The 24,992-nt window shown below is 65.1% G+C and carries 28 protein-coding genes and 1 tRNA gene; 10 read left to right on the plus strand and 19 right to left on the minus strand.

Going from position 1 to position 24,992, the window contains the following annotated elements; all coding sequences use genetic code 11:
* Window positions 1-14 precede the first annotated feature (14 nt).
* Window positions 15-1,634, minus strand: coding sequence for a MobA/MobL family protein (locus FIV34_RS12145; RefSeq protein ID WP_139983103.1), 1,620 nt, complete (start codon window positions 1,632-1,634; stop codon window positions 15-17).
* 501 nt (window positions 1,635-2,135) lie between these two features.
* Here FIV34_RS12145 and FIV34_RS12150 point away from each other — a divergent pair.
* Window positions 2,136-3,125: a hypothetical protein gene (locus tag FIV34_RS12150; protein WP_139983105.1), complete on the plus strand. Its 990-nt coding sequence runs from the start codon at window positions 2,136-2,138 to the stop codon at window positions 3,123-3,125.
* 29 nt (window positions 3,126-3,154) lie between these two features.
* Here the strand turns inward: FIV34_RS12150 and FIV34_RS12155 are convergent, their stop codons facing one another.
* The 5 genes from FIV34_RS12155 to FIV34_RS12170 all read right to left on the minus strand — a co-directional run bounded on the left by FIV34_RS12155 (window position 3,155) and on the right by FIV34_RS12170 (window position 6,571).
* Complete coding sequence (locus tag FIV34_RS12155; protein ID WP_139983107.1) at window positions 3,155-4,309, minus strand: hypothetical protein; 1,155 nt, start codon at window positions 4,307-4,309, stop codon at window positions 3,155-3,157.
* 206 nt (window positions 4,310-4,515) lie between these two features.
* Window positions 4,516-4,683: a hypothetical protein gene (locus tag FIV34_RS20995; protein WP_170207616.1), complete on the minus strand. Its 168-nt coding sequence runs from the start codon at window positions 4,681-4,683 to the stop codon at window positions 4,516-4,518.
* Window positions 4,684-4,703: 20 nt separating this feature from the next.
* Window positions 4,704-4,994, minus strand: a complete 291-nt coding sequence (locus FIV34_RS12160) for a hypothetical protein (protein ID WP_139983109.1) — start codon at window positions 4,992-4,994, stop codon at window positions 4,704-4,706.
* A gap of 120 nt (window positions 4,995-5,114) precedes the next feature.
* Entirely contained in the window at window positions 5,115-5,624 is a 510-nt protein-coding gene (locus FIV34_RS12165) for a hypothetical protein (protein WP_139983111.1), read from the minus strand.
* Between the two features lie 164 nt (window positions 5,625-5,788).
* The gene (locus tag FIV34_RS12170; RefSeq protein ID WP_139983113.1) at window positions 5,789-6,571 is read right to left on the minus strand and encodes a DUF6602 domain-containing protein; all 783 of its coding nucleotides are present in this window, start codon (window positions 6,569-6,571) and stop codon (window positions 5,789-5,791) included.
* 328 nt (window positions 6,572-6,899) lie between these two features.
* On the opposite strand from FIV34_RS12170, the gene FIV34_RS12175 reads away from it, so the two are divergent.
* Together FIV34_RS12175 and FIV34_RS12180 are read left to right on the plus strand one after the other, a co-directional pair.
* A complete protein-coding gene (locus FIV34_RS12175; protein ID WP_139983115.1) occupies window positions 6,900-7,169 on the plus strand; it encodes a hypothetical protein in 270 nt (89 codons plus the stop codon).
* Window positions 7,166-7,582: a hypothetical protein gene (locus tag FIV34_RS12180; protein WP_139983117.1), complete on the plus strand. Its 417-nt coding sequence runs from the start codon at window positions 7,166-7,168 to the stop codon at window positions 7,580-7,582. The genes FIV34_RS12175 and FIV34_RS12180 overlap by 4 nt, the downstream gene beginning before the upstream one ends.
* On the opposite strand, the gene FIV34_RS12185 is transcribed toward FIV34_RS12180, so the two are convergent.
* A complete protein-coding gene (locus tag FIV34_RS12185; protein ID WP_139983119.1) occupies window positions 7,579-8,238 on the minus strand; it encodes a hypothetical protein in 660 nt (219 codons plus the stop codon). The two genes, FIV34_RS12180 and FIV34_RS12185, sit on opposite strands and share 4 nt — an antisense overlap.
* Window positions 8,239-8,384: 146 nt before the next feature.
* Between FIV34_RS12185 and FIV34_RS12190 the strand changes: the two genes are divergently transcribed.
* Window positions 8,385-8,831, plus strand: coding sequence for a hypothetical protein (locus FIV34_RS12190; protein ID WP_139983121.1), 447 nt, complete (start codon window positions 8,385-8,387; stop codon window positions 8,829-8,831).
* Between the two features lie 114 nt (window positions 8,832-8,945).
* Here the strand turns inward: FIV34_RS12190 and FIV34_RS12195 are convergent, their stop codons facing one another.
* Window positions 8,946-9,299 (minus strand): carboxypeptidase-like regulatory domain-containing protein, encoded by a 354-nt coding sequence (locus tag FIV34_RS12195; protein ID WP_246058606.1) that lies wholly within the window; start codon window positions 9,297-9,299, stop codon window positions 8,946-8,948.
* Between the two features lie 504 nt (window positions 9,300-9,803).
* On the opposite strand from FIV34_RS12195, the gene FIV34_RS12200 reads away from it, so the two are divergent.
* Window positions 9,804-10,616, plus strand: a complete 813-nt coding sequence (locus FIV34_RS12200; RefSeq protein ID WP_139983123.1) for a hypothetical protein — start codon at window positions 9,804-9,806, stop codon at window positions 10,614-10,616.
* 47 nt (window positions 10,617-10,663) lie between these two features.
* Here FIV34_RS12200 and FIV34_RS12205 read toward each other — a convergent pair whose 3' ends face one another.
* The 7 genes from FIV34_RS12205 to FIV34_RS12235 all read right to left on the minus strand — a co-directional run bounded on the left by FIV34_RS12205 (window position 10,664) and on the right by FIV34_RS12235 (window position 17,402).
* Window positions 10,664-10,993, minus strand: coding sequence for a YciI family protein (locus FIV34_RS12205; RefSeq protein WP_139983125.1), 330 nt, complete (start codon window positions 10,991-10,993; stop codon window positions 10,664-10,666).
* Between the two features lie 692 nt (window positions 10,994-11,685).
* Entirely contained in the window at window positions 11,686-13,173 is a 1,488-nt protein-coding gene (locus FIV34_RS12210; protein ID WP_139983127.1) for a site-specific integrase, read from the minus strand.
* Between the two features lie 89 nt (window positions 13,174-13,262).
* Window positions 13,263-13,352: transfer RNA gene (locus FIV34_RS12215), tRNA-Ser, on the minus strand.
* 287 nt (window positions 13,353-13,639) lie between these two features.
* On the minus strand, window positions 13,640-14,920 hold the full coding sequence (gene serS / locus FIV34_RS12220; RefSeq protein WP_139983129.1) for a serine--tRNA ligase: 1,281 nt from the start codon (window positions 14,918-14,920) through the stop codon (window positions 13,640-13,642).
* 31 nt (window positions 14,921-14,951) lie between these two features.
* Window positions 14,952-16,496: an FAD-dependent oxidoreductase gene (locus FIV34_RS12225; protein WP_139983131.1), complete on the minus strand. Its 1,545-nt coding sequence runs from the start codon at window positions 16,494-16,496 to the stop codon at window positions 14,952-14,954.
* A 61-nt stretch (window positions 16,497-16,557) separates the two neighbouring features.
* Window positions 16,558-17,079: an arsenate reductase ArsC gene (locus tag FIV34_RS12230; RefSeq protein WP_139983133.1), complete on the minus strand. Its 522-nt coding sequence runs from the start codon at window positions 17,077-17,079 to the stop codon at window positions 16,558-16,560.
* Window positions 17,076-17,402: an ArsR/SmtB family transcription factor gene (locus tag FIV34_RS12235; RefSeq protein ID WP_139983136.1), complete on the minus strand. Its 327-nt coding sequence runs from the start codon at window positions 17,400-17,402 to the stop codon at window positions 17,076-17,078. Before FIV34_RS12235 ends, FIV34_RS12230 begins: the two co-directional genes overlap by 4 nt.
* A gap of 40 nt (window positions 17,403-17,442) precedes the next feature.
* On the opposite strand from FIV34_RS12235, the gene arsH reads away from it, so the two are divergent.
* Both arsH and FIV34_RS12245 read left to right on the plus strand, forming a co-directional pair.
* Window positions 17,443-18,165, plus strand: a complete 723-nt coding sequence (gene arsH, locus FIV34_RS12240) for an arsenical resistance protein ArsH (RefSeq protein WP_139983138.1) — start codon at window positions 17,443-17,445, stop codon at window positions 18,163-18,165.
* A gap of 42 nt (window positions 18,166-18,207) precedes the next feature.
* The gene (locus FIV34_RS12245) at window positions 18,208-18,861 is read left to right on the plus strand and encodes a glutathione S-transferase family protein (protein ID WP_139983140.1); all 654 of its coding nucleotides are present in this window, start codon (window positions 18,208-18,210) and stop codon (window positions 18,859-18,861) included.
* Here FIV34_RS12245 and FIV34_RS12250 read toward each other — a convergent pair whose 3' ends face one another.
* Entirely contained in the window at window positions 18,862-19,548 is a 687-nt protein-coding gene (locus FIV34_RS12250) for a glutathione S-transferase family protein (RefSeq protein WP_139983142.1), read from the minus strand. It abuts the gene before it with no gap.
* Window positions 19,549-19,677: 129 nt separating this feature from the next.
* Here FIV34_RS12250 and FIV34_RS12255 point away from each other — a divergent pair, with 129 nt between their 5' ends.
* On the plus strand, window positions 19,678-20,241 hold the full coding sequence (locus tag FIV34_RS12255; RefSeq protein WP_170207617.1) for a TetR/AcrR family transcriptional regulator: 564 nt from the start codon (window positions 19,678-19,680) through the stop codon (window positions 20,239-20,241).
* Window positions 20,242-20,261: 20 nt separating this feature from the next.
* On the opposite strand, the gene FIV34_RS12260 is transcribed toward FIV34_RS12255, so the two are convergent.
* Both FIV34_RS12260 and FIV34_RS21520 read right to left on the minus strand, forming a co-directional pair.
* Window positions 20,262-20,828, minus strand: coding sequence for a hypothetical protein (locus FIV34_RS12260; RefSeq protein WP_139983144.1), 567 nt, complete (start codon window positions 20,826-20,828; stop codon window positions 20,262-20,264).
* 433 nt (window positions 20,829-21,261) lie between these two features.
* Window positions 21,262-21,441, minus strand: coding sequence for a hypothetical protein (locus FIV34_RS21520; RefSeq protein WP_170207618.1), 180 nt, complete (start codon window positions 21,439-21,441; stop codon window positions 21,262-21,264).
* Here FIV34_RS21520 and FIV34_RS21525 point away from each other — a divergent pair.
* Both FIV34_RS21525 and FIV34_RS12270 read left to right on the plus strand, forming a co-directional pair.
* Window positions 21,440-21,712, plus strand: coding sequence for a helix-turn-helix domain-containing protein (locus tag FIV34_RS21525; protein WP_170207619.1), 273 nt, complete (start codon window positions 21,440-21,442; stop codon window positions 21,710-21,712). The genes FIV34_RS21520 and FIV34_RS21525 overlap by 2 nt on opposite strands.
* Window positions 21,713-21,755: 43 nt before the next feature.
* Window positions 21,756-23,606, plus strand: coding sequence for a M3 family metallopeptidase (locus tag FIV34_RS12270; RefSeq protein ID WP_139983148.1), 1,851 nt, complete (start codon window positions 21,756-21,758; stop codon window positions 23,604-23,606).
* 6 nt (window positions 23,607-23,612) lie between these two features.
* On the opposite strand, the gene FIV34_RS12275 is transcribed toward FIV34_RS12270, so the two are convergent.
* Complete coding sequence (locus FIV34_RS12275) at window positions 23,613-24,941, minus strand: replication-associated recombination protein A (RefSeq protein WP_139983150.1); 1,329 nt, start codon at window positions 24,939-24,941, stop codon at window positions 23,613-23,615.
* Window positions 24,942-24,992 lie beyond the last annotated feature (51 nt).

Raw genomic sequence — 24,992 nt, forward strand, 5'->3', positions numbered from 1 at the left:
TGGCCTTGTGGTGTTTACGGGCGGGTTCCCTTGGGAAACGCCGCCTCGGTCCGTGAAAGGGTCACTTCCTCTGGCGCGTCGAGGCCGAGGTGCCGGGCGAGGCTGTCGATGTCGAGCTTCTGCTGGTCGGAGAGATGGCGTTTGAGCGCATCACTCACAGTGCGAAATTCCGGCTTGTAGCCTTCAATCGTTGCCCGGATTCGACGCATTGCCTTGTCGTTGTTCCCGCGCAGGTGCTCTTCGACGCGGACGAGGTCCTGTTTCTCCTCGGTCATCTTCGAAAGCGACGCATGCACACGCTCGACGCTCACAGCCGCCCGGTCTCGCGCCTCGACCAGCCGGCGGTGCTCATCCGTGGGCCGGCGAAGGCGGGGACGGAGCGGATGGAGGGTCAACCAGCGCTGCAGGTTTTCTTCAGCGCGGCGCAAGTCGCGGTCGACAATGCCCTGCCTGACGCGCGCATCATCGAACGCCATCTGCCGGCGGAGCATCTCCATGGCAAATTCGCCCCGCTCCTGCCTTGCCCGCTCCATCGCGAAGAGCAGGCTTTCAATCAGGTCAGCGAGGAACATGCTGCGCTCGAGGGCAGCCTGTTCGGCATCACTCGTCGGGCGATGGCCAGCGTTTCGCATCAATTCGGACAGACGCAGGTTGGAGTCAATGCGAAGCGTGCGTCCTCCGACGAAAGACACGCGGTTGAGCAAGGGGGCCTTGCCATGGATGGGCCTTGCAGCGATACGCTGGTGCCGTTTGAGTTGGGTCGCCGCCGCACGCGTGCCCTTTGCCACACGTCGGGCCTGGAGGCGTGTTGCGACGGATGCCTTGTCGAGCCGGATGTCGGGCGACCTTGCATTGAGGCCGGCCGCTCCCTTCGTGCCTGAGGGCGATTTTCCTGCTGGCCGGGGTGGCTTGTACCACTCTGCTGCCTCCCCGTATTTCCGCGCGCGGACAGGCTTTGGTGTCTTGTCCAGCCCGAGGCGTTTGTAGCTTTGGTATTCATACGTTGCCGGGAGGCCCGCGTCGGTCAGATACCGGTTGGCAAGGCGTGCCCATTTTTCGTTCATCGCGTCAACGACACCGGACGACATGCGGGCGTTGGAGAGCTCAGTAAACTTCCTTGAGAACATCCAGCCATCCCCTGCCCCATCGCCTTCCCGGACCAACTCACGCGTGGGAAACAGGAGATGCGCATGGAAGCCAATCTTCTCATCGGGCTTGACCTTCCCGTCGAGGTCGACACTGTTGTCGCGATGGACTGCGACACAGACGGGGACATTGAACCGGGCAACGATGTAGCCGGCGACCGAGCGGCTCATGGCAATCGCCGCTTTCTCGTCGAGCCCCAAGGGAATGGGGATGCGGTAATCGCGCGCAATCTGCGCATCACTGCGTTGCTCGGCTTTCTCGACCGCGTTCCAGAGGGACGCGGGGTCGAGGAGCCATTGCGGTACACCCTTCGGGCCGATGGTTTCCCCGAAGACAACGGCCTTGCCGGCACGGCCGGAGTAGTCGTGCCACTTTTCGGTGCGCTCGTCGAAGAGCTTGATGCCGAGACGGTAGGCGGCAGCGGCAACAGCGCTGTGCTTCTTGTCGCGGTTGTGGGTATGGAGGTGCGGGCGGGCGTGCTCTGCCATGGTTACAGTCCTTGTAAAGTCAATTGGCCATCCTGGCCGGTTCGCAGTCGGGTCAATCACACACCCGGCCGCACTTCATATATGCATACTTCGAATATCGGAGCCGTCAAGGGGGTCTTGCAGAATTATTTTTGGTGACCGGACCGGGTGTAACGCGACCGGTTCCGGATGACGTTAAAAGAGAGCATCGCGACTGACGGGAAATCAGGAAAACACCCTCGACAAAGGTATTTTTGGACGTTTAGCCCGGAATGTCGGAAACGCAACTGGACATCGGAGCCGCTGCCCCTCTGCACTGGACCTCATGCACCGACCCGGGACGCAACGCGGACCGCTCGCATGCGCAGCATGCTAAGACGTGCTCTCCGTTTTTTTGCAGGGGCGCTCCCGGGCCCGTGTCGCCCGCCCCGGCACGCGCACCGTGACACCTCCTGATACCGCCACCCGCCTGACCAGTACACTGGACACCGAAGACCCGCGTGCGGTCGACAGGAGCAATCCATGCGCATCGAGGCATCAGGCCTGGAGTTCAAGACCGGGACGAGGACGGAGACCTGTTACTTCACCGGCGGTCTGCTCGCCCACCCCCTGACCGACGGACATCTTCTCCTCGCCCCTGTCGGACGAACCGATGCGGGACTGACCGGTCACCGGATGATGTGGCCCCAGGTCCTCGACATCACGTCGCGCTGCGGGTGCGAGATGCTCGGCGTCAACCAGGCGCATGACACCGGAAGCCCGGAGCGGTCGGAGGTGTGGCGCCCTGATGTGCCGCCCTCACCCCAGCAGCTCCACGCGGCCGACAGCTGGGGCGTGCTGGCAAACGTCTCGCGCTCGATGGGTGACCTCGTGTTCTCCGACATCGCGCGCTCTGTGTCGGTCTGCATCCATGCTGCCGGTGTCCGTGTGCGTGACCTTGCCAATGCCCATCACGAACAGCTGCGCTGGGCACTCATGGCCGGGAAGAAACCCGGTGCGGCCTTTTCAAACCTCGCGGTGACCGACCTCCACCTCGCGTTCCACTCACTCGCTGGCGAGCTCTGCTCCGCGCGTGACCACCTGGCCCACATCGCCGCCATCGGGTGCGGTGCCAAGGAATCCATCGACAGCCTTGCGTGGCTCGAACGCTGGGTCGCCAAACCGGTCAACGCGGCAAGTGCACAGCACCCGCTCGTCGCCCTCCTGATGACGCAGATGGGAACGGTCGCCTCACCAGGCTGGCTCAGGGTGCTCGGTGAATTCCGAAACACCGTCATGCACCGACGGCCCATGGGTGCAGACCCGGCCAGGGGCGCCCTGGCGATATCGGTGAGCCCTACGCCCATCGGGCCCGTCAGCACGGTGCGTCTCGTGCCCCTCGACGGCACACCACCCGGGCCCGACCCGTTTACCGAGCTTGCCCTTCTTTACAAGCAATTCGAGGCCCTTGCCCTATACGCAACGACGCTCGCCCCCTTCCCCGTGGAGCTGCCGGTGGTCGAGGTCAAATGACGGTCGGCGTTTGTACCCGCCGTTTCCCGCTAACGGGTGCACTGGGTGATGTCGAGGGTGCAGGTCATCAGCCGGTGCTCCTCAAAGAGCACGTCCGCCTTGTCCTGCGCGGCCTTTGCGCGGGTCGCATCCGTCGACTTCAAGTCGGTGACAGACCCGAGCACGGAAGCGACGTCGGACAAACCACCGCCAGCGGCGTACTTGATATGCGTGATGCGGCCGTTCTCGGCGAGCCCGAGCTGGAACTCGTTCGTCCCGAACGCGCGGGCGATGGGCACCTGGACGCCATAGCATCCGTCGACCGGCACGGTGATGTTCTCGGTAAAGGTGCGGGCCTTTGAGTCGTTCCGTTCATGGACGACGGTGAGCGTCACGTCGGCGGTCCTCCGGAGGGGGAGCCTGACGAACCCGCTCTGGCCCGGTTCGGCCGCGTTGCACTTTGCCTCTTCGGGATTGGCAAGGGCGATGTTTTCGACGTGGGGTGCTTCGGCCTTCACCTCGAATGTCCCGAGTAGTGGCTGGAGCGCCAGCTTTGCCGTAACGCCCGCCGCGTCGACGGGCACGAGGAACGGGTCCCCCTGGTTGTGCCAGTTGGTGTCGTCCTTCGGCACGTCGTCGGTCGGCGACACCACGAAGCCCTGGTCGGCTCGCCCGGCTGCAGTCGGCTTCCGCTCGAGCTTGACCGGCACGCTGTAGGTCACCGTCACGATGGCCGGGGTGCCGGCTTTTGCCTTGGCGAATGCACGGAGTGTCGCGCACGGGGTCGCCGTTTTCCCTCGCTCATAGGCAAAGTTCGTTCCCCTGCCGAGGACGGACGCGAGGGAGACGACCGACTTTGCGATGGCAACCCCCTGCCCCTCGCCCGTCGCGTTGATTCCGGAGAGGGTGCCATTGTCCCGGAGCGTGAACTCGACCGACTGCTTCCCAGCGCGGTGAATGAACAGGTGAAGGTCGACGCTCGTGGTGATGTCGCTCGCGCCATAGGCGGCCACCGCCTTGACCTCGGCCTTCTCGATGATGGCGTCGTCGCCTGGCGAGCAGCCCAGGGTCTGGGTCACCACGATGGCAGGGGATGCGCCCGGCTGACGATAGACGAGGGTCTCCTTCGGCATCCGCGCGCATCCGGTGAGCACCACTGCAGCGCCGCATGCAGCGACGCGCAGAAAGACAGTCCGGTTGGCCATGGCATTCCCCTTGTATTCCGGAGTTCCATTGCAACGCGCGCGGCCGACAACCGCCATCGGCCATCCGGCCAGGCGCCCATGCGGCGCCAAAGCCGGACCGTGGTGCTTTTGCTGCCGGAAATGTGCAGTTCCCGAACTGGCCGACGACGCCAAGGCGGCGGACACCTGCTGCGACCGATTGTCCCTTGACCGGATTGCGCGCCCGGTTAGAACTGGACGTTTCCCTGGAGACTGCCATGCACTACCGAATCCGCGAATTCTTCCGTGACATCCATACCGGGCTCCGGCGGATGACGCCGCGCGAGCGTCGCCCGCTTGAATGCGTGGGCGTCTTCGTCCTCTGTCTCCTCGCCTTCGGTGCCGGCATCGACCACGCAGCGATCCTTCACTTCTGTCACTGACGGGGTGGCACCAGCCAGACGGCAAAAACGGCTGCAGCAACGGCGAGGCTCGAGAGCACCTTGATGACAAAGAGCGAGCCGTTGTCGGCGACGTCGGCAAAGTCGTGGGCGTTCTTCGGGCCGGCATAGGCAACGAGCCAGACGAGCGCGAGGGCGCCAAGAAGGGTGACAAGAAGCGCCAGGGGCTTTCCCCAAGCCGAGGTCAGATGGCCGATGAGCCACAGGAGCAACGCCGTTCCACCCGTTGCGAGAAACCAGACACCCATCGTTTCAGCAAGCCCCATTCCCGTCCTCCCCGAGTGATGGGGCATCGTCGGTGGAACTTGGCGCGAAGGACATGCGTCCGGCCGGCATAACACCTATTCCCTGGCGCGATGCCCGGGGTGGCTGCCTTGCAAGGGCCGTTACAGGCGACGGCGCGACATGCGCTGGGGTGCCTTGGGAAGCGATACACCGAGGGCGGCGCGCTGATGATGCGCGAGGTGCTCGAGCACCGACGCCTTAAAGCCATGGTGCCCCGGAGGTGACACCACGGTCATGTGGGCAGAGGCGCTGAGCCATTGACGCGGTGAGCGAGCGTGCGGGAGCGCCGAGACCGCTTCGATGAGGCAAGACGGCATCGCCGCATCGCCCGATGCGAGCCACTCCCCGATGACCGCGCACCCGGGTCCTTCCCCAGACGCGAGCCAGCCCGCCACCGTCTCGGCTCTCATGTTGGCCGTCAGCTGGATGCGGCAGAACTCCCGCCACGTGCGCCCGATTTGCCCGAGCAGGTCGCAGGTGACCTCACTGCCCGTCGGCCCATGCACCATCTTCCAGCCCCAGCGCTCTTTTCGCTGGCCCACTGGTGCTTTTTCCAACCGCCATCCCGACGGCGCCATGGCCTCGGCCAGTTGTCTTGAGGTCGTCTCCATGCCAGCTCCTGCAAAGACACAGGTGTACCCTGGGCATCGCGTCTGTCAAGGCGTCATGGCGGGCAACGTGTCGCTGCACGGCATGGCGTGGCAACTATTGGCGCGCCTGGCACACAGCGCTGCGTACAGTGTTTCGTCGCACCAGACGGCGGCACCGGAGGAGGTCACCGCCGCCTTCGCGCGGCAGGGCTTTGGGAGGCACGGCGCGGCGCCCGGCCCAGTGGCACATCTGCCCTGCGGAACGCTTGCTTGCCGTTACGCGGAAACCAGTCCTCCTCGGTTCCGGGTGGTACGGACGAGAGTCTAAGCGCGAGGTTGTGGAGGAAATAGCCGGGCGCCATGTCCTGGAGCTTGTAGAGCGACCAGTGTCCCGGCCGCACGGTGTCCTCGGCCTTGTCCCAGAAGCGCATGAAGGTCGAACGGCCAAGGACGACGTGGTCGACGACCCGGGCGCGCTCGTGGCGTGCAATCTCCGCCAGCATGCGCAGTGCATCTTCACTGGCTTCCATCCCAAACTCGGTTTCAAAATCGAAGAGGCCGACGAAATCGAGGCGGTTCCCGCCTGACGCCCGGATAAAATCGGCGTCGTCGGCGAGCTTGTCGATGGCTTCCTCAAGCCGTGTCCGCGTCAGCCTTGTCTTGACCTCGATGATGCCCCGGCAGGCATTGGGCGTGATGACCACGAAGTCGCCGTCCCGATGCAAGACCGGCTGCGAGGCGTCATAGAGGAGGATGTCGATTTGGCTGGACGCCCTTTCACCACTGACGACGAATCCACGCGCCACCCCGATGTCCTGCCCGATGATGCGGCGAATCATCGCGCGCACCACCGACTCCTTCCATTCACCATCAGAAAGCCAGTGCTGGTCCCGAATCAGGTTCCGGATTCGGTTCTTGAGCGCCTGGGATTCGGCGGTGAGGTCCATGAAATACTGCTCGATGTCCACTCCCCGTCTCCGAAGCAAGGTCATGGGCGCCATGGTTGCATTGCCGGGTGGCAAGTCAAGGCGGTGTTGTCCGCACCCGGTCACAAACCGATTTTGAGTCCGCCGCTGTGCCTCGACGGTTGGCCTGCCGGCGCGGAGCGGCCCACTCCTGACGCTGCCCGAGTGCCGCGCGTGTTGTCCTGAGAACCACGGGATACAAGACGGGCGAACTTTGCCAGAGACGATGCGGCCAAATGCCATCCGGCAATCGTGCAGCGGAATAACACCTATTCGCTGCCGGGGGGTCAACCCGATACCACCCAAGTCCGGCCCGATTGATAATCCACCAATGACCCATGCCCATCTCGCTCGCGTCGAGCGCTATTTTGACGCAACGCTCGTGACCGAGGCCGCGTTGCTCGCCGTTGCAGCACGTTTTTCCGGAACACATGAGGCGACCATCACCGACGGGCGGGAAGGGGTCGCCCTGACCCTTGTTGCCGTACGACCCGATGCCCCGGACGTCGAGAGCATGCTCGACGAAGCCGTGCTTATCGAAGCGCTGCGCGATGCGTTGCGCACTGCCCGCCCCTCACCCGCAGCCGTGGAAAAGCCATGAGTGAGACCGTTGTCGCGTCTGTCGTAGCCATCCATCCGGGTGACGCCAGTGTGCCGGGGACCGTTGTCGATGAAATCCGGTATTTCGTCTTCCACGCACCTCCCACGAGCCGCGTTTGTAGCGAGGTCTCCTCGCCCATGTTTGCCGTCCGCATCGCCCCCTCGACCGCCTATGTCAGCCCCGGGCTGGGTCGGCTTGACCTCGCTGTTTCCTACATCAAGGCTCATGCGCGTACGTTGTTGCAGGCGGCCGGAACGCCACTCGAAAAGCTGCTCGTCAACGGCGCGGTCGCCGCGACGGAAGCGCAGGAGATGCTCATCCGTCTCCAGCGGAAACGGGACGAGAAGGTTGCCATCAGCGCACAAGACACTCCGGCTGCAGGGCGCTCCCGCGACCCGGCAAGTCCGCCCTAGAGTCTCGCGGTCTGCCGCACCCCCTGTGCTGTCGGAAGGTTGTCCAGCCGCCGACGTGATTCCTGGTGTGCAAGCTCGTCGATGAGGCTCACAAGCGCGAGCCCGTGCGGCCAATGAGAGGGGTTACGGAGCAGCGCAGCACCCCGCCGGCAGTCGGCGATGGTCAGTCGCTCGAAACCAGGCGGGGGATGCGTGCCTGGGTCGAGAAGGTTGATTTCCAGATGACCGGGCAGGAATTGGGGAACGGCAAGGCCCTGATGGTCCAGCAGAAGGACAAGCCACTCGAGTGTTGCGTCCAGCGTTTCGGCTGACACACGTTGCAGTCGCGACATGAGCAGGGGCCGGTAGTGGACCATGACGAGCGCACGCCTGACCTGCGAGATGCAGTAGTCCGCAAGACCACCTACATCACCCCGGTAAATGCCCGAGGTCAGGTCGGCGTGACCGTGGAGTTCGTCGGACCACGCGACCCATGGAAAACGGGTCGCGTGGCCTGAGTTGCCTTCCGGCACGCGCCCCACGTTCACGCCTGCAGGTTCCATGACATAGGCGAGCTCGCCTGCGATCCATGCCCGCTCGACGGCGCTTTCTCCGGGCCAGAGGGAAACGGCGGCAGGGGGAAACGGCGTCGGGCGAACGGGCACATATGCAGTCATGGCCCAAGCCTGGCCCCGGCAGCGCAGCCGTCAAGGTGGCAATCGGCCGCACAGCGCTTCCACGCCCTCGCCTCCGCGCTAAAAAAAGGGTCATGCACGCCCTGCCCCAACGTCACACCCCGGTCCCCACTGAATGGACGGATGTCGTGCGCCCGCTCCTTGGAGCCACCGGCCATGCGCTCGAGCGCGACCCGGACAATCCGGGCCAATGGATGTGCTGGTGCCCGCCACCGGACGACCTCAACGGCTACTGCGAAGCACCCTTCGTCCGCGTGTTCGATGACGATGCACTGTGTGCGTGGGCACTGCACGACATCGCCCGCCCCCTCGTCCAGGCCATCGCAAGTCTTCCCGTGGCCCAACTGTCTGCGATGGGGAACGTTCGCCCCGATATTGAAGCCCTGTCGACAACGGTTGCCCTTTTCCTGCTTGCACTCCACGTCGCGCAATTCCATGCCGACATCGCAGCCCGACCCGACCCGCCCGGGATGGACTTGATGCCAGCGGCGATGCTCGTGTCCAACGCCGTTGAACGCATGCGCCTTTGTGCGCTCACCGCTGGAGCGGAACCCCTGCTGAAACTGCGCCTTTAGAAATCCGGAACCGGAACCCGCGTGGTTCGTCGGCAAAGCGCGCGCAATCCTCGGCCAGTAGGGCCGGTGCAAAGGAGGTGCCGGCCCATGCCGGCACCCGTGATGGTCTCGCGATTACTTCGCTTGCGCGCACTGGTCGTTGGGGCAGGCAAAGTCAATCTGCGCACCACGGCCCACGGTCACGGGAATGTTTTTCCGTGTATCGACAGCCTGCCCGCCGGTTGACAGTGCCACGGTCCAGACGCCGGTCGGAACCGGGGAGATGGTGTAGCGCCCTGAGCTGCTGATGGTTGCGTGGCGCTGCGCGCCGGTTGAACTGGTGACCGTGACCTCGCCGCCAGCGGGCCCATGGCCGAAGACGCTCCCAGCCGTGCCCTGGGCCTTCACGCTGGCGCCAAGGACAACGGCCAGAAGGGTCGCGGTGAGTAGAACGCGGACGGAAAAGCGACGTGCAACGGCATGGTTCATGGACACTCCTGGTCGGTTGACGGGCACGCTGGCCACACCGCGAGGCGGCGTCGACCAACGCAAAATGACTGGGTGCAAAAGCGCCGTCTGCCCGTGATTTCCGGTGTCCCCCGGCACCCGGAGACCCTTATGCCAAACCTCGGGCGGACCGGCGACGCACGGGGTGCGATTTGTCTTATTCCACCACAGGGGATGTCGCCACCACTCCCTGCCCGAGCGACACCATTGCGCCCGACAGTCCGCACCCCATACCCGAGGCAGCAGGCATTCCCGGGATTGTGTGAGCGGCATGCTCATCCTGCCGACCGGTCGCGAGGGGGCCGGTGTACCAGAACAGCCAGCAAGGCGGCGCTTTGCGCCGTCGACCAGCGTTTCTCACCCTCTCGTCAACGAATAAGTGTCATTCCGACCGAGCGGTTTTCCTGCGCACGAACTTGCGGTCCACTGGTGTAGCGCACGGGTCCTGTCTTGGACGGGTGCGCTTGTATGGCAACGAGGACAAGAATGAACCAGCTGATGGGCCCACCGTTTTTCGAAACGGTGAACAGCGTGCTTGATTCGTTCTACCGCGCCACATCCGACAAAAAAAGTATCGACGCGGCGCTCGCCGCAGCCGTGCGCGAGCTTCGCGCGAATGCCAACTGTCCGGTTGGCGAGGCGGCACGGGAAGGTCCGGCCGGTGACATCGCCCGCCTTGCCCACGGCTTTGCCAACGCGGCGAGCCGGGCGCAGTTCATGCGCCTGCAACTCAACAGCTGCGCGGACATCCTCAATGGACGGCTCGATGAACACCTCGACCTTTCCGTCACAGCGACGGGGTGTGGTCCAGGTTCCGAGCTGCTCGGGTTCCTCGCGCACCTCATCGACAACGACCGTACGTTTCCGTCCGTCCATGCAAGGCACATTGCCCCCAGCGCCTGGCACCATTTGAGCCATGCACTGGTATCCGATGTGGCCGCCATCGTTCCGGCCACGGTCGAGCCTGTCTCAATAGACGAAGTCCATTGCCGGTCGCGGGTGGATGTTGTCGTGTCAGGCTATGCGTCGCTTGCGGCGGCGACGCCTGCCCATGTTTCGGCACTCATGGCCGGGGTGCGGCGCGGCACCCTTCTGGTGGTGCTTGAAGACGGTATTGCGGGCGTTATCGGAAGAACGCGGGACTTGGCGCGTTCGCGCGGATTCCTTGCGCTCTTTGAAACGTACGGTGGGATGGAAAACACCGACCTTTCAAGCTGCCTCGACGGCTACATCTCGCGGCTCGGCCAACGGCCGACGTTGACCGGCGATACCTACTTCGGCGTCTTCGAGAAACGGTAAAACGGAAATGGCGCCGCTCCGGAGGAGTGAGCGGCGCCAGGGTTGGGTCAGGTGTGGAACGGGACCCAAAACATCTTGACCTCAACGTTGAGCATGCCCGACTTGACGGTGGGGTCGTCGGTGGCAATGCGCGTTGCCTCTTCCATGTCGGCTGCCTTGAAGATGGTCATGCCGCCTTCTTCGAGCTCACCGTTGAGGCCGCCGGCCTTCTTCATGAACGGACCGCTGAGGACGGTCTGGCCGTTCTCCTGCATCTCGTTCATGTAACCGACGTGGTTCATGAATTCCGGCTGCTCGTTGTACTTTACGCCCGGGACCCACTTCGGGCCGGGGGTTTGGAATGCCACAAAGTAGTGGGGACCGTTTTCGTCAACCATCTCATTTACTCCGGTAGGTCGGCAGTCCGGGGGTGGCCGCCGACAATGGGGGGAAACTGCACTGGCATTAGGTTAGGCCGACCACAGAACGGCCGCCTCACCTGCGGTGGAATAAATCTTATCGATTGATTCCAACGCGCCCCGGCCTTGAAAACGGGTCCGTTCATCCGGCTGGTTGCCACGTTGCGCCACCCGCCCCCCGCCCACTTGTCCGATGCCGCGCTGATTTGTCACCGGTCAACGCTCAATTTTTCCGGTGACGCGCCGGCACCAGATGGCCGTCGTGCGAACTGTCACGCGCGCCCCATGTCGCGCGGCAAGTTGTCCAGTTGACGTTTCACCGGACAGGGCAAGGATGGAAATCCCCCCCTTAAGGACATTCCATGCCTCACCCCTCCAACCCGACCCCGACGACGCCGATATCCCAGCGCGAGTTCTGGGTCGCCGCATACCTCACGGCGCTCGCGCGAGTGCCGCCCCCCCAGGCACTGGCCGAGGCGGACGAAGCGTTGCGCATCTGCAACGACCGTTGGTCAGCCGAAGTTCGCAGGCCCTCGCTCGAATTCCCGTCCAGCCGCCCGCTCGGAAGTTTCGGCAACTAGCACGGCCCTTCAGACATCGCGCCGCGACACATCAAGCGCAATGCGCCACCCCGCATGCCTCCAGGCATGCCTGAGGGCCGGGCGTCGTCGTCACACGACGCTGTCCGCTTCCGGTCTCACGGGATAGTCGAGTTTGAGGATGGCATCCAACACCTGGTCTTTCGGTGCATCCATACCGTACGAGTTGTGATGCTCGTCGTCGAGTTCGTGGCCGACGTACGCCGCACGGAGTTCGGCAGTGACGCCTGCGGCCTGCAGGGTCTGGATGACCGTTTTCCGGAACGAATGAAAGCCGAGTTTCCCGACATCCGGTGCGGGCAACGCGAGCTTGATGTGGCGGCCAAAGGCTTTCGACAACCAGTCGCCCGCGCCATTCATCGCACCCTTGCCGACTTTCGGGAACAAGCGCGTCTCGCCTCTCTTCCGCAGACGCTCGACGCGCTTGAGCAGTCCCATCCGGATGAGCTCGGGATGGACCGGAATCGTACGGTTGGAAAAATCGTTCTTCGTGCTTTGCCCGTCGCCTTCGTTCGTGATGCGCATGCACGGCATGCCGTCGACATCAAAAAAATCATCGAGTGCCAGCTGCCCGATTTCGCTTACCCGCGCCCCAAGATAGAGCCCCATCCAGGAGCCAAGACGCGCTTCACTGTTGAGCCTTGCAATGGCACCCGGTGCAAAGAGAATCTTGAGCTGCGCGTCATTGAATGCACGGTAGCCGTGCTTTTTCCGCAGGCGTTTTTCGCGCGCCTTGTACGACACCTGGCCTGCGGCCGGCGAGTCGTTGCGGGGAAATTCGATGTACCCCTTCCCCTTGCACCAATCGAGGAAGCCTTTGAGATACGAGATGCGGTTGACGATGGTCGGCGTGGCAAGGTTTCTTGCACGGAGCTCGGAGACCCACTGGCCGACTTCGACCCGCGTGACATCATGGACAGGGCGTTTGAGCCCGAAGGACTTGACGAAGTCGGCCACCGCCATCCGCTTGATGACCAGGGTCTTGGGGCGCGTTCCAGCACGGATGTCGTTTTCCCACTGGTCGATGGCCTTGCCGATTGGAACGTCGGGCAGGTGGGCGGTACTCGCCACACGCGGCGTGGCAGGTGCCGGCACGGGTGGCGGGGGCGGACGGGTCGAAGACGATGCGTCAGGTGCGTCAGGTGCGTCAGGTGCGACGATGTCCGCGCGGCGCACGTACGGCTCTTTGTAGAGCTCACCGATGCGGGCAATGGCTTCCATCGCCATTGCGTGGTCTTCGGGTCCCGTGACTTCAACTTCAATGGTGCCGTCGGGCTTCGTGACGAGCCGGTAGTGCGTGCCGTTTTTCTTCAATCGCTCAACGAGCAACCGCACGTCTTTCGTCATCCCTGCCATTGCGAACTTCCGCACGTGTGTATGCAGTTCATCATACGCACGCCACCACTGGAGGGCGAGGTCGCGGGCACCAGCGAGGTCGCGCGTCGCGAGGCTTTTTTTGATGACCGCCCTGCCAAGCAGGAAGGCAAGCAACACGGGCACGCGCTGGCGGTAATGCCAGACGCCGGAGGGGGCCATTTGCAGGTAGTGCGGAATGCGCATTCGGGGACCTTGTGTGTCCCGAAATGTGTCCCGACGACGGATTTTGCGATCTTGTCCAAGTTACTGATTTTACTTGGAAAAATCGCATTTGGCGGAGAGAGTGGGATTCGAACCCACGGTAGGCTTACACCTACGGCAGTTTTCAAGACTGCTGCCTTAAACCACTCGGCCATCCCTCCGTATTTTCTTCAGCGCATTGCGCGCCTGCACCGTACTCTCGCTCCGATCACCGTCCAGGTGGCTCGGACGCCGAGTGGGATTGTTCGCCGCTTCGCGACGAATTCCTCCCGGTGGTCGGGACCGCCCTCCGGGCGTCCTGCGGCGGCTGCGCCGCCTTGTCGAACCCACGGTAGGCTTACACCTACGGCAGTTTTCAAGACTGCTGCCTTAAACCACTCGGCCATCTCTCCGTATTTTTTCGCAGCGCGCCGGGATTGCCCCAGCGCGCCGATTGTACCTGAACGGGTCAGCTAATGGCTTCGATCCCAGCCATGTAGGGCCGCAGCACCTCAGGAACCTCAATGCTCCCATCCTTCTGCTGAAAATTCTCCATCACAGCAACCAGCGTACGGCCCACGGCCAGCCCCGAGCCATTAAGCGTATGCACCAGCTCCGGCTTGCCCGTGGCCGGGTTGCGCCAGCGGGCCTGCATGCGGCGGGCCTGGAAGTCGGTGCAGTTGGAGCAGCTGCTGATTTCGCGGTAGGTGTTCTGGCTGGGCAGCCAGACTTCGAGGTCGTAGGTCTTGGCGGCGGCGAAGCCCATGTCGCCGCTGCACAGCATCACCTTGCGGTACGGCAGGCCGAGCTTCTGCAGCACGGTTTCCGCGTGGCCGACCATTTCCTCGAGCGCCGCCATGCTGTGCTCGGGGGCGGTGATCTGCACCATCTCCACCTTCTCGAACTGGTGCTGGCGGATCATGCCGCGGGTGTCGCGGCCGTAGCTGCCGGCTTCCGCACGGAAGCACATCGAGTGGGCCGTCATGCGCATCGGCAGCTGGTCGGCTTCGACGATGCTGTCGCGGACCAGGTTGGTCAGCGCCACTTCCGCGGTCGGAATCAAGTAACGCTTCTTGTCGTCGACGTTGACGCCAAACAGGTCGTCCTCGAACTTCGGCAGCTGCGTCGTGCCGTACATCGAATCCGCATTCACGATCAGCGGCACGTTGTGCTCAAGGTAACCGTGCTGGGTCGTGTGCAGGTCAAGCATGAACTGCGCGAGCGCGCGATGCAGGTGGGCCAGCTGGCCGCGCAGCACCGTGAAGCGCGCACCGCTCAGCTTCGCACCCGCGTCGGCATCCAGCCAGCCGTGGCGGCCGCCCAGGTCGACGTGGTCCTGCACCGGGAAATCAAACGCCTTGGGGTGGCCCCAGCGCAGGATCTCGACGTTCTCCGTCTCGTCCTTGCCAATGGCCACTTCGGCATCGGGGATATTCGGGATACCGGCGCTGATATCCGCGAGCTTGGCCTGGACATCCGCCAGGGCCTGCTCGTTGGCCTTCAGGGTGTCGCCGATGCCCGCCACTTCCGCCATCAGCGGCGCCACGTCCTCACCCTTGGCTTTCGCCTGGCCGATGGCCTTGGAACGGGTGTTACGCAGGTTCTGCAGCTCCTGGGTCTCCGTGGAGAGGGCCTTGCGCTCGGATTCCAGGCGCTCGATGGTGACAACGTCGAGGTCGAAATGGCGGGCGGCGCGGAGGCGTTCTGCCGTTTCGGCAAGGCGGCCGCGCAGGAGTGCGGGATCCAGCATGGTGGGGCTATCCGTGGTTGGCGGTCTTTGATTATCGCATGGGCTCCGGGGCTTTGGCCCGCCCGGGCTGGAAACCCCGGCTGGAGAAATACGTCTCCAGCGCCTCCACCGCCCCGCCTGGCTCGGCCAGCGCCACCCAGGTATCCGGCCGCAGCAGGTAGGCCGCATCCTCAGCCAGCCCGGCCTTGGCGTACTCCGCCTGCCAGGGGAAGTCCCGCAGCGCCACGCCCCGGTGCAGGCACCAGGCCCGCAGCTCCGGCTGGGCCGTGCCATACACGTGCACCTGCCAGCCGATCCGGTCCAGCGGCGCGAAGTTGTCGCCGCCTTCGGTTTTCACCCACGGCAGGCGATCGCCGCCCTTCACCTCGCCAGCCTTCCCGTCGCTCAACGCGCTCTCGGGATACGCCAGTGACGTCTGCGAAATCAGCCGGAACATCGCCTCGCGCGCCATCTCCAGCTTGAATGCCGCACCCGCCACGTGCGGGAAGATGTTCACCCGCAGGAAGTCCGCGACGCTGCCACCGGCGGTCATCATCGTGAACGCGCGGTCCGTGCTGTGCACCAGCTGGTGGGCGAAGCCGCGGCGCTCACGGTCGTAGGTGTCGAGCAAGGCATCCGGTGCGTTGTCCTGGAGGACCGCAGCAAGTTTCCACGCCAGGTTGATCGCGTCGAGGATGCCGGTATTCATGCCCTGCCCGCCCGCTGGGCTATGCACGTGGCCGGCGTCACCGAGGATCAGGATCCGCTCGCGTCGGAACGTGTCCGCCACACGGTGATGCACGCGGTAGCTGGAGAACCAGGTAACCTCCTCCACACTGACGCCGATGCGCTTGATCGCATCCTGGTGCACGTCCTCGAACGTCAGTTCTTCCGCCCGCTCGGCACGCTCGTCGTCGATCGAACCGATCAGGCGTGATTTGCCCTCGGTGCCGTACGGCAGCACCAGTACGAAGTCACCGTGCTCGATCGACACATGGCCTTCCTCGGGCCGCTGCAAGCCAGCGAGCGTCACGTCGGCCACGTAGAACACCGAGCGGTACGTGCCACCTTCGAAACCGAGCTTCAGCTGCTCACGCACGGTGGAACGCGCGCCATCGCAGGCAGCGAGGTAACGCGCGGTGGTGGTTTCTTCGCTGCCGTCGGCACGGCGCAGGCGAGCGGTGACCGAGTCATCGCCCTGCTCCATCGAGACCAGCTCGGTGCGCCGCTCGACGGTCACGTCCATGCTGGCCAAGCGCTCGCCCAGGGTGCGCTCGTGGTAGTCCTGCGGATAGACCAGCGGATAGGGGTACGGCGAGATGTCCTTGCCGGCGTCCGCGAAGATCAGCCGGGCGGCAGGCTTGCCCTTCGTCCACATGTTGATAGCCGCCATGTGGTGGCCTTGCTTGAGCAGGGTCTCGGCCAGGTCGAGCTGGCGGTAGAGCTCCAGGGTGCGGGCCTGGACGACCATGGCCCGGGAGGTGTCACCGGGGCCGTCCTTCTTGTCGATGATCCGGACCTTCACGCCCTGGGCCGTGAGCCACAAGGCCAGCACCAGCCCGGTGGGGCCTGCGCCTACGATGAGTACGTCGTCCATCGGACACCTCAGCTTGGCATGGCGGAGTGTCTTATCAAATGCACCGTCGATGGCGGGTGTGTCAAGCGCGCGAAGGGGAATCCGCCGCCTCGATATGGCCGATGCGATGCAGGGCCGCGGTGAGTGCCTCGCGATCGGACCAGGTGCCATCGCTCAACGCCAGGAACGCGTGCAGCCGCGCCTTGATCGTGGCGTGCGCCGCCGCGAAGGCGTGGCGCTTCGTGGCGTCGTCGCCTTCGACGGCGGCCGGATCGGGCAGACCCCAATGGGTGCGGATGAAATCACCGAAGAACACCGGACACGGCTCGGCGGCCGCGCTGTCGCAGACGGTGACGACGACATCCACGGGCATCCCGTTGTCGCCGGCGAACTCATCCCACGACTTGCTGCGCAGGCCATCGCTGGCGATGCCTTCGGCGTCGAGCGTGGCGATGGCGTAGGGGTTGATCCGGCCGGCGGGCTGGCTGCCGGCGCTGTACGCCTCGTAGCGGCCGGCGCCCCATGCGCGCAGCGTCGCTTCGGCGAGCACGCTGCGTGCGGAGTTTCCGGTGCAGACAAACAGGATGCGGCGAGACGTGGTCATCGGGTTTCTCGTTTCAGCGGGGCACAGCCGCCCTGCGGATCATCAGCGCAGCAGTTATCGGTGAGGTAGGCGATCAGGCCGCTCATCGCATCGAACGCGGCGCGGTAGCAGACGAAGCGGCCCTGCGGTTCGGCGGTGACCAGGCCGGCCTGGAGGAGTTCTTTCAGGTGGAACGACAGCGTGGCGCCGGGAATCCCGAGGGCGTCGCCGATGTCGCCGGCCATGCGGCCCTTGTGGCCGGCGACGACGAGCAGGCGAAAGATGGCCAGCCGCTTGGCGTGGCCCAGTGCGGCGAGGGAGTCGATGGCGACGTTTGTTTCCATTATTCTAGAATACTGGAAACGTTGAAGCCCGAGCAATCCCATGACGACCGACCTGCCCCACCTGCATCTCGACCACCTGCGCCCGCCGGACACCGACCAGCTGCGGGCCGCGGACGACGCCGGCCACCCGCCGCGGATCCTTCTCCTGTACGGCTCGCTGCGCCCCACCTCGTTCTCGCGAAAGCTGGCCCTGGAAGCGGAGCGCATCCTCCAGCACCTCGGCGCGGAGACGCGTGTCTTCGATCCCCATGCATTGCCGCTGCTGGATAGCGTGCCGTCGAGCCACCCCGAGGTGCAGCGCCTGCGCGAGTGGTCGCTGTGGTCGGAAGGCCAGGTGTGGGTGAGCCCGGAGCGCCACGGCACGATCACCGGGGTGTTCAAGAACCAGATTGACTGGCTGCCGCTGGAAGACGGCAGCGTGCGGCCGACGCAGGGTCGGACGCTGGCCGTGATGCAGGTGTGCGGCGGCTCGCAGTCGTTCAACGTGGTCAATGCGCTGCGCGTGCTGGGCCGCTGGATGCGCATGGTCACCATCCCGAACCAGTCGTCGGTGGCGAAGGCATGGCAGGAGTTTGATGAGCACGGGCGGATGAAGCCGTCGCCGTTTTACGATCGCGTGGTCGATGTCATGGAGGAGCTGGTGAAGTTCACCCTGATGGTGCGCGGCCGCAGCGACTATCTGGTGAGCCGCTACAGCGAGCGCAAGGGCGACGCGATCCAGCGTGCCCTGGCCGTCGACGCAGGCGCGGTCGAAAAGGCTTAAGGTAGGCGCCGCCGATCTTCTTCCGCCACGAGGAGCCAGACGATGTCCATCATCCTTCGGTGTTTCGAGCGTTCGCCGGACGGCGGCAGGGGCCTGGCACGGGATACGCGGGTGCGCTGGGCGCTGGAGGAAGCCGGCCTGGCCTATGAGCTGCGCCCGGTGTCCTTCCAGGCGATGAAGGAGCCGGAACACATGGCCCTGCAGCCCTTCGGGCAGATCCCCGTGTTCCAGGAAGGCGACCTCACCCTCTTCGAATCGGGGGCGATCGTCTTCCATATCGCACAGAAATCGCCTGTCCTGCTTCCCGACGATGCGAACGCCCGGGCGCGTGCGCTGATGTGGTTGTTCGCCGCGGTGAATACGGTCGAGCCGCCGATCCTGGACCTCACCATCGCGCGTATCGTCGAAGCCGATAAGCCGTGGGCCGCCGAGCGCATGCCGCTGGTGCTGGATCGCATCCGCAACCGGCTGGGCCAGCTCTCCGCCAGACTCGGCGATGCGGAATGGCTAGAAGGCAGCTTCACCGTCGGCGACCTGATGATGATCTCCGTGCTGATCCGCCTGAAGATGTCGGGCCTTTTGGATGAGTTCCCGAAACTTGCGGCCTACGTTGCACGGGGTGAAGCACGGCCCGCGTATCAACGGGCCTATGCCTCACAACTGCCAACGAGTGCCGGGGCGCCGCTCGCGGGCTGATCAGAACCCGAGACGCGTCAGGTCTTCCTGCAGGAAGGCCTGGCCGGTGCGGTTCTTGACGCTGGGTAGCTCGGACACGCGCGCCCGCCAGTCGAGCAGCGCGGCATAGTCCGCCGGCACGTTGATGCCCGAGACGTCCGCATGCATCAGCCCTGCGAACAGCGTGATATCGGCCATCGAGAAGTCATCGCCTGCCAGGTACGGACGGCTTTGCAGAATCTCGTTGAAGTACCGCATGCCGGCACGCACTTTCTCGCCCTCGCGCTGGCCCATCGCGTCGCGTCCATCCCACTCCGGGCTCTTGTAGGCCTTCAACGATGCACCAAGACCCGGCGTCGCATGATGGAAATACAGGCCGATCGCGTCGGTGACATATGCCTCGGCGCGACGCTGCATCATGTGGACGACGGCCTTCTCCTTCGGCGTACGCCCAGTGAGGATCGGGTCGCCGTCGAGGTTGTCGAAGTATTCGGTGATGGCGGTGGACTCGGAGATCAGCGTGCCGTCGTCGAGTTCCAGCACCGGCACGACACCGGACGGGTTTTTGGCCAGGAACGCGTCCTGCTTGTGCTCGGCGGCGATCAGGTCTACCGGGACGAACTCGACGGCCGTGTCGAAGCCCTTGGCAGCCAGGACGATGCGGATGCGGGCGGGGTTGGGGAAGCCAGAACGGTCGTAGATTTTCATGGGGGGGCACCTGATGAGGAGCTACCTATCGATCGATAGATAGATGGAATGAGGCGAAGGCTAGGCCGGTCTGGCGCGGCTGTCAACCCCTATCAACCGATAGATAGCTGCCTCTGGTAGACTGGGCGCATGACCACGAACATGCGCGAAAGCATCATGGCGGCGGCCCGGGTGGCCGTGCAGCACCACGGCTACAACGCCCTGAGCTTCCGCGAGCTCGCCAAGGACGTGGGCGTAAAAAGTGCGAGCGTCCACTACTACTTCCCCACCAAGGGCGATCTCGCCTCGGCGCTAGCCAAGCGCTACGCCGACGAGGCGGAGGTGTTCCTGGAGGAGCTGCAGGCGACGCCCCGTGAGCATCGCGCGCTGATGGACGTCTATACGTCGGCGTTCCGCAAGGCGCTCGCCGACGACAACAAGATGTGCCTGTGCGGGATCATGGCCGCCGAGTACAACGACCTGCCCGACATCGCCCGCGTGGAAGTGGATCGTTTCACCGCGGTGAATACGCACTGGCTGCGCGGCGTGTTGCAGGCGCGACACCCCGACACCGAACCGCACCTGCTGGACGCTCGCGCCCTGGCGATCTTCGCCGCGATCGAAGGGGCGCAACTCGTTGCGCGTGGCCGCGCGGACATCGATGCCTTCGACAACATCATCGAGGCGTACCACGCCACCGGCCTCTTCGACTAAGCAGGATCACGCCGGCGCGATCAGGCGCGCTTGCGCGACAACCACCAGCCCATCGCCGCACCGGCGAGCAGCCAGCCGAAGGCTTGTTCGATGAGGTAACCGAAGGTGAAGGGCGCCGGGAAGCGGTACCAGTTCCAGAACGGCACGCTGAGGCTCAACCAGGTAAACACACCGAAGGCGAGGCCGATGAGCAGGCCGCGGCTGAAGCTCGCGCCCGCGCGCAGCATCACCAGGGCCACGAGCAGTGCGGCCAGCGTGTCGCTCAGCCACTGGTGGAACAGGTTGTGGCCCATCGCCATCGGGTTGCGGCCCTGCGGCTGGTAGACGATGAAGGCGTAGGGGTTGGCTTCCGTCTTGGCGACATACGCCTGCACGGCCTTGTCGTCGCCACGCGTGGCCATGTCGAAGTACGGCAGCACGTAGATGCCCGGCTCCTGCGGCAGGGCCGTGCGCATGGTGTCGAGGAGGCGCGTTTCGTCGAGCGGCGCGCGCATGGACATGTTGCCCAGCGGCAGCACCATGTGCGCGAAGGCCCCCCAGAAAAACATCACGAGTCCGCCGATGAGGGTAGCGATAGTCAGGCGCATGACGACTCTCCCGTGGTGGTTGCCCGAGCGTACGACCGCCCGCCCCCGTTCGATATCCGCCTTTTGGCAGGGGTCTTGCGGGGTCCGGGCCGTGCCGCGCATAGTCCCCGGGGTCATGGCCAGGGAGTGAGCGATGAGTGGCATCGTGGATTTGCACGTATCGGCGTACCGGCCCGGCGGCCGCATGGCCGAGCACCGCCACGACGAGGCGTGGTTCTGCCTGGTCGTCGAAGGCCACTACGAGGAAAGCATCCTCGGCATGCGCAACGAGCACGCCGCGGGCGACCTGCTCTACTGCCCGGCCCATGCCTCGCACGCCCAGCGCTTTGGCAACGCCTACACGCGCAAGGTGATCTTCGCCCCGGACGACACGCTCAGCGGCCTGCTGGCCGAGCACCGCGCACGGCTCGACGGCCGCCCCCTCGTGCATCGCTCACGCACGCTGCAGGCCATGGGCGCCCAGATCGTGCAGGCCATGGCGGTGGACGACGACCACACCCAGCTCAGCGTGCAGTCGCTTGCCCTGGATGTGCTGGCGGAGACCGGCCGCGGCATGGCCGAGCTCTCGCTCATGGAACCGGGCTGGCTGCGCCGGGTGCGTGAGTACCTGCATGAAGACCCGGCACGCAACGCCACGCTGGCCGATCTCGCGGCGGCGTCATCCCGTGCACCTGGCGCGCAGCTTCCGGCTGTTCCACCACTGCACGCCCGGCGATTACCTGCGCCGCCTGCGCGTGGAGCGTGCGGCGCAGCTGCTGCGCAGCACGCGCCGTCCCTTGCTGGAGATTGCGCTGGAATGCGGCTTCGCCGGCGCGGCGCAGTTCTCGCGCTCGTTCCGCGCGGTGCATGCGGTGACGCCCACGGCCTGGCGTCGGTCGCGCTAATCCGGGTAAAGCACGGCCTGCCACGCGCTGCTAGCGTGCAGGCATGACAAAACGCCACCTCGCCCTCTGCCTCGCCCTCGCCACGGCCGCCGCCCACGCCGAGGACCGCCGCATCGATCCGTCGATCTGGTTCCCCAGCGCCGCCGCCGAAGCGGCCGACCGCACGCAGTTGCTGGCCGACAGCGAGGCCCTGCCGGTGCTCGACAAGCCCACGCCCGCGGCGCTGCTCGAGTACATCCACCGCGGCGAAGCACTGATGGCCCGCAACCAGCGCCACCAGGCGTGGCTGCACCTGCGTACGGCGCTGGATATCGATGACCATGCGTCGAAGGACGCCGCGTCGAGCGTGGGGGACGCCGCGGCGAGCGTGGCGGAGCGCACGCGTAAAACCTTGCGCAATGTCGGCGATGCCGGTTTCGCGAAAGATGCCACCGCCTTGCCTGCCCTCGCCCACTATCACTGGTTGCTGGAACGCGCCACGCGCGATCTACCGCATGAACTGCCCGAAAGCGAGGAAGCCATTGAGTCTTCGCTGGCGGACCAGGACAGCAGCTCGTTCTGGGCCATCTACCAGAAGACCCGCCGAGCCACCCACTACGGCACGGTCCATACCGCGAAGGGCGACCTCGACGCGGGCAAGGACGCCGACATGCTCGCGACGGACCCGGACCGCCACGTGCGCGAGCAGGCGTGGAAGCAAAAGCAGGCGGCGCTGGCGGCATCGTCGGAGACCTATGCCGCGATCCTTGCCGGCATCGTCCGCCTGGGCGACCGCACCGCGAAGCTTCACCACTTTGCAGACGCACCGGAAGCCACGTATTTCGGCCGCCTCTTCACCCGCGCCGACGTCGATGCCACGGCGAACGCCGTGGAGGCACAGGCCTCCGTACTGCAGGCCTACCAGACGCTGCGCGCCGCCCACACCGCGCGTCGCCTTGGTGTCGACCAGGCACACAGCTGGGACCTGAGCATGCCGCTGCCCGGCTTCACCCCGCCCGCGTTTGATGAAGCCCGGCTGCGCGAGGTAATCCCTGCGGCACTCGCCCCGCTCGGCGCCGACTACACCGCGCATTTCCGCGCACTGCTCGATCCGGCGACGAAGCGTACGGATCTCGCCACCGTGCAGGGCACGCGCGAGGACGACAACTTCTCGATCACCGCACCGGGCGCACCGGGCACGTTGTTCCTTGGCGTGTGGCAGCCCACGGTGAAGGCGGCCAGCGTCGTCGCGCACGAGGGCGGCCATGCCATGCACACGCAACTGATGAACGAACACGGCGTGTCGCCCTTCTTCAACCACGGCCCCAGCTGGATGAACGAAGGCATCGCCATCCTCAACGAGATGCTGTTCTACGAATACCTCTACCAGCACACGAACGATCCGGCGGCGAAGGCGTATTACCTGCAGGCGCAGTTGGACGAGATGACCTTCGAGATCTTCACCTCCGCGGAGGAAGCGCAACTGGAGGAAGGCATCTACGACGGCGTCGTGGCCGGAAAGATCCGCAACGCGGCGGACATGGATGCGCTCACGCTGGATATCACGAAGCGCTTTGAGATCTGGCCGGCGATCGATCCCGAACTGTCCCACGCATGGGCTGGCAAGCGCCTGATGTTCCAGGATCCGCTGTACCTGGTGAACTACCTCAACGCCGGCCTGCTGGCGACGAAGATGTTCGCCATGGCGACGAAGGATCCCGCCGACTTCCAGAAGCGCTACGCGGCGTTGATGGCCGAAGGCTTCGACGCCTCGCCGAAAGACATCCTGAAGCGGTTCTTCGGGCGGGAGCTCACGCCTGCCGAACTGGTGGGCGCGGACATGGACGTGATCCGCGGAAAGACCGCGGCGCTAGGCAAGCTCTACACCACCCTCGACACCGACAAGGCCCACTGACGCGGCTTACTTCTCGCGGGCGGCGGCACGGGCGGCGCGGAGGGCGTTGAGCTTTTCGCGAAGCTTGAGCTCGAGGCCACGGTCGACGGGTTCGTAGAACGTGGTGCCGACCAGTTCATCCGGCAGGCAGACCTGGTCCAGCGCCACGCCGCCCTCGGCGTCATGGTCGTACTGGTAGCCCTGGCCGTAGCCGAGGCCCTTCATCAGCTTGGTTGGCGCGTTGCGCAGGTGCATGGGCACATCCAGCGTGCCCATCTGCTTCACCACGTCGCGGGCCTTGTTGTACGCCATGTACGCCGCGTTGCTCTTCGGCGAAATGGCCAGCCAGATCGCCAGCTGGGCGAGGCCGAGTTCGCCTTCGGGGCTGCCGAGGCGCTCGTACGTATCCCATGCGTCCAGCGCCATGCGCCACGCGCGCGGCTCGGCCAGGCCGACGTCTTCCACCGCCATGCGGGTCATGCGCCGGGCGAGGTAAAGCGGATCGCAGCCGCCGTCGAGCATGCGGGTGAGCCAGTACACGGCGGCGTCCGGATCGGACGAGCGCACGGATTTATGCAGCGCGGAGATCTGGTCGTAGAACTGCTCGCCGCTCTTGTCGAAGCGGCGCGTGCGGTCGGCCAGTACCTGCACGAGCGTGGCGTCGTCGATGCGGCCGTCGTCGGCAAGTTCCCCGGCGATTTCCAGCAGGGTGAGGCCGCGGCGCACGTCGCCATCGGCGGCGGAGGCGATCAGCTTCAGCGACGCATCGTCCACGCTCAGGTTCAGCTCGCCGAGGCCACGTTCGCTGTCGGCCAGCGCGCGGCGCAGCGCGGCGACGATGTCGTCCGGGCTGACCGCGTCCAGCACGTGCACGCGGCAGCGCGAGAGCAACGCGGAGTTCAGTTCGAACGACGGGTTTTCCGTGGTCGCGCCGACGAAGATGATGACGCCGCGTTCGATGTACGGGAGGAACGCATCCTGCTGGGCCTTGTTGAAACGGTGCACTTCGTCGACGAACAACACGGTGCGCCGACCCTGGGCGAAATTACCCTCGGCTTCGGCCAGCGCCTTGCGCACATCGGGCAACCCGCTCATCACCGCGGAAATCGCCCGGAAATCCGCATCCGCGTAACGCGCAACCAGCAGCGCGAGCGTGGTCTTGCCGCAGCCCGGCGGCCCCCACAGGATCATCGAATGCACCTTGCCCGCTTCCAGCGCGCGGCGCAGGGGCTTGCCCTCGCCCACCACGCGCACCTGGCCCACGATCTCGTCGAGGCTGCGCGGGCGCATGCGCTCGGCGAGGGGCTTGAGGGCTTCGGGTTCGGCGAACAGGCCGGGGGGCGAATAGGACGGCATGGGGCTCAACGCGTACGGTGGACGCGCATTATCGCGCGTTCACCGTGCACA

Source organism: Luteibacter pinisoli, from assembly GCF_006385595.1.
Classification (GTDB): Bacteria; Pseudomonadota; Gammaproteobacteria; order Xanthomonadales; family Rhodanobacteraceae; genus Luteibacter; species Luteibacter pinisoli.